The 4,279-nt window shown below is 46.6% G+C and carries 3 protein-coding genes and 2 pseudogenes; 4 read left to right on the top strand and 1 reads right to left on the bottom strand.

Translation table 11 applies throughout. From position 1 onward, the window contains the following. The coding region (locus ACTHSP_RS18300) for a glutathione S-transferase family protein (RefSeq protein WP_440346616.1) at positions 1 to 736 on the top strand (736 nt) is incomplete at its 5' end. A gap of 107 nt (positions 737 to 843) precedes the next feature. On the opposite strand, the gene ACTHSP_RS18295 is transcribed toward ACTHSP_RS18300, so the two are convergent. Beyond that, entirely contained in the window at positions 844 to 1,695 is an 852-nt protein-coding gene (locus tag ACTHSP_RS18295; protein ID WP_440346615.1) for an MBL fold metallo-hydrolase, read from the bottom strand. A 97-nt stretch (positions 1,696 to 1,792) separates the two neighbouring features. Here ACTHSP_RS18295 and ACTHSP_RS18290 point away from each other — a divergent pair, with 97 nt between their 5' ends. The 3 genes and pseudogenes from ACTHSP_RS18290 to ACTHSP_RS18280 form a co-directional block, all read left to right on the top strand. Continuing rightward, a complete protein-coding gene (locus tag ACTHSP_RS18290; protein ID WP_440346614.1) occupies positions 1,793 to 2,779 on the top strand; it encodes a GlxA family transcriptional regulator in 987 nt (328 codons plus the stop codon). A 264-nt stretch (positions 2,780 to 3,043) separates the two neighbouring features. Next, positions 3,044 to 3,451 (top strand): annotated as a pseudogene (locus tag ACTHSP_RS18285) (ferric reductase-like transmembrane domain-containing protein); the annotation flags it as partial. Positions 3,452 to 3,705: 254 nt separating this feature from the next. Continuing rightward, positions 3,706 to 4,279, top strand: a pseudogene (locus ACTHSP_RS18280) (hypothetical protein); the annotation flags it as partial.

Raw genomic sequence — 4,279 nt, 5'->3', positions numbered from 1 at the left:
AGAAGGTACTCATGGAAAATCCCCTAAATGTCTTAGTAGGAATTTAGGGGATTTTGGGGAATTTTGCAAAGGTCTCAGTCCATCACCTTTCACTTGGAAAACTGAAGCGATGCTGCGTTTATCCGGCTTAGATTTCGAAAAAGAATATGTTGCCGATCTCAACAAAATGCCTAAAGGCAAAGTCCCGGTATTGCAAGATGGCGAGAAGTTGATCCCTGACAGCTCTTTCATTCAGCGTTATCTAACTGAAACCTACGGCATTGATTTAGATAAACATTTAACGCCTGAACAAAAAGCGATTGCTGAAGCCTTTCGCCGTATGACCGAAGAACATTTATATTGGACGGGAGTATATAACCGTTTCGTCGATCCTCTCGGCAAACCATTTATGATGAAGGCAATGTTTGATGGCATGCCAAACGAACAAGCCGAAGCGATTTTTGCTGTGTTACAGGAAAACGCGAAAAAAGAAATGCATGGACATGGTATCGGAAGACACACGCAATCCGATATTTACGCCTTCGGAAAAGAAGATTTAGACGCCATTAGCAACTACTTAGGCACAAAGCGCTACTTTTTCGGCGAAGAATTAACCTCCGTTGATGTGGCCATCGTGCCTGTTGTTGCAAGCCTGATTCTTACCCCCATCGACACTGAAATTGCGCTATATGCAAGAACCAAAGCAAATTTAGTCGCCTATATTGAACGTTTCGATCGGGCAGTATTTGGAGAATAAAGCAAGAAATCAAAAGCCGTCTGAAATTTCAGACGGCCTTTTTCATAACAAAGAGAGGTCAAATTTTCCAGTATTTTTGCAAATTCTCTTTAAAAGATGACCGCTTATCAATCTAGCCTCACAGTCTCTCCGTCTTCCGGAACGTTCACACGGCTTTCAATGCCTTGACCGCGTATAAATTTACGCATATCGGCGCGGCTGACGGCGGTATGATTCACGGTATCCATGTGTACGGTGATGATTTTGGCTTTAGGCATGACTTGGCTGGCTTTTAATACATCAGCCGTCCCCATAATAATGCCGTCTGAAATGCCTGAAATCAGCGCGTAGCCCGTGTTCATAATCAGATAATCGGGTTTGTAGCGGTTCAATGCTTTGTTTACATCTGCCGTCCACACAGTATCACCCATAATATAAGCGGTTTTATGTCCGCTGCTTTGGAATACCACACCCATTGCATCACCTAAGATTTCGGCTAGCTGAGGATTGGCGTACATGGCCTCTGTGCCATGTACGCCGCCGGTTTTGCTGATGGTTACACCGTTGAAGACAGCGCTGCCGTTCAACACGCGTACATCAGTAAAGCCTTGGCTGCGGATTTTTGCCGCGTCGGCTTGGTGCTGCACATATACGGGCAGTTTTTTCGGAATGGAACGTGCGGCGGTTTCGTCCCAATGGTCTTCGTGGGTATGGGTAACGATGACTGCATCCACACCGTCCAAAATTTTATTCACGCTCATCGGCAGCCCGACCAGCGGCATTTTGGCTTGGTTATTGAAAGTGCCGGCAAAGCCGTTCATGGAATACTTGGGGGCGAAAAACGGGTCAATCAAAAACGTCTGCCCCGCATATTCGACCTTGGCGGTAGCGTTACGGATATGTTGGTATGAATCGTCTGCCCAAGCGGAAAAGGCTGTCGCGCCCAAAACAGTGGCAAGAATAAATTGATTGAATTTCATTATGTTGCTCCTTAAAAAATCATGGAGCGTATTTTAAGCAGCAGGTGCATCGGCTAAAATAGGCAATATTGCCAACAAACGCAAGGATAGTGCCAAAATGTCGTCTGAAAACGAGCGTAACGAGTTTCGCCAAAATCAAACTGTCCCCAAAATCGTGCTATATGCTCAATCGGGCATGAATGATTTTGTTTTCAACATTCCCTTTTCTGTTTTTCAGACGACCTATCGGGACAATCCGCTCTTTGACCTTAAAATCTGTTCCGATGACAGCAAAGACGTCATCACGGCACTGGGCGCAAGCATTCCCATACACGGCGGCCTAGATTTGACGGAAGAAGCCGATATCATCGTCATCGCAGGCTGGCGCAATATTGAAGAAGCCCCAACACCCGAGTTGAGTACACATTTACAGAAAGCAGTACAACGTGGTGCACATATCACCGCCCTATGTTACGGCACTTACGCCCTTGCCTACACAGGACTTTTAGACGGCAGAACCGCCGCCACCCACTGGCTTGCCGAAGACGACTTTGTCTGCCGTTTCCCTAAAATTCATCTGGATACCAACCGCCTATATGCGGAAGACGGCAACTTTTTAACATCGGCAGGTGCGGCGGGCGGGCTGGATTGCTGCCTGTACCTCATCCGCAAAATCCACGGTGCAACCGTTGCCAACGCCCTTGCCCGTACCTTGGTTGCGGCACCACACCGCGAAGGCGGGCAGGCACAGTTTATCCACCGACCTGTCGAACGTCGTACCGCCGATGACAAAATCAATCACCTATTGGACGAACTGCGCCAAAACCTTGCGACCCCATACCGCTTGGACGATTTGGCAAAAAAATTAGCCGTTTCCCGCCGAACCTTTATCCGTCATTTTTCTCAAGCCACAGGCATGAATTTCGGTGAGTGGCTGACAACAGAGCGGCTATGGCAGGTACAGGATTTATTGGAAAATACGGATTTACCGATAGAACGCATCGCCGAACTAAGCGGCTTCGGCAGCGCGGCAAACCTACGTTTGCAGTTCAAAGCCAAGTTTAAAATCAATCCGAATGCCTGGCGGAAAGTATTTGGCAGATAGCTCGCGTTAGTCAATCTAAAATACCTGAGTGCAGGCTGCTTCGGAGATCGTCTGAAAACCCAAAAAGCAGCCTGCACTTTTCAGACGACCTCAACAGGTAAACCCTTCCCACCCTTACCCACACCAATAATTTCCATCTACTTTTCCCCACATACAATCCCCGCAAACGGCACAGACTGCTTCATATTCCCATCCATAAGGAACAATCAAAATGAGAAATCTCAAACTGACCTTAGCCGTCTTTTTCGGCGGCATATTCGCTTTATGGCTGTTTGCCGCGCCATTTCCAGACAAGTGGGGTGTATTTCCCATACGCAACAGTTCACCGGCAGCATCAGCATACTGGCCATAAGTGCTTGTATGATTCTTGCAGTACGTCCCAAAATGTTGGAAGGACTATTTGGCGGATTGGATAAAATGTACCGCCTGCATAAATGGTTGGGTATCGTTGCCCTTTTAGGCAGTATTCTGCACTGGACCAGTAAGCAATTCCCAAAATGGCTGGTAAAGCTCGGTCTGTTTGACGGCAAAAAGCCGCCGCGCCCACCGATGCAGGAAGTCTTGACTTTAAAAGATTGGTTGGTTACCCAGCGCCATTTTGCAGAAGAAGTGGGTGAGATTGCTTTTTACGTTGCAGTCGTCTTATTGGTTATCGCACTGATCCAACTTATTCCCTACCGTTGGTTTGACAAACTTCACATCTTAATTATCCCAGTCTATCTTGCACTTGTATGGCACACCATCGTATTGGCAAACTTTGCTTACTGGGCTCAGCCACTTGGCTGGTTGCTGACTACCGCCCTATTCTTCGGTAGTATTTGTTCGCTCCTCGCCCTCTTTAAACGCATTGGTAAACCGCAAACGGCAACAGTAACTGCCATGAACCAAAACGGCTCCCTTCTTTCACTTACCCTGAATGCGCCAAAATGGCAGGGCACCAAGCCGGTCAATTCCTCTTTTTACCTGCACATGGAGAAAGCCACCCATTTACCATCGCTTCCAACTGGAATCCTGAAAATCAAGAAATCAATCTTATCATCAAAGACTTGGGAGACTACACCCATCGTCTGCCTCAACGTTTGAACATCGGTCATACCGTTCAAATTGATGGTGCATATGGCCGCTTCAATTTTTCAGATAAAAATGAACAAATTTGGGTGAGTAACGGTATTGGTTTTACGCCTTTCCTTGCAAGGCTTAAAGAATTAGCCAAACAACCTTCCAATCAACCGATTGACTGGTTCCATACCGATAGAAATTTATCTGCAGAAATAATCGACCAATGGAAAGATTTGGCTCAACAAGCGAATGTTACGTTCCACTATATTCCTTCTGAAACCCAAAGATTGTCTGCTGATTATATTGCACAAAGCGTTCAGAATAGTGGAAACCGTAGTTTATGGCTTTGTGGTAGTCGCAGCTTTACAAGCGGAGACCTTTGCAAAATTCCTTTCCTTCCAACAGCCGAAATCCAAACAAGGGTTTTCAGCTGTTTTCTCC

Source organism: Neisseria sp. P0001.S005 (assembly GCF_051963715.1).
This window is presented reverse-complemented; position numbering and strand designations above follow the sequence as displayed.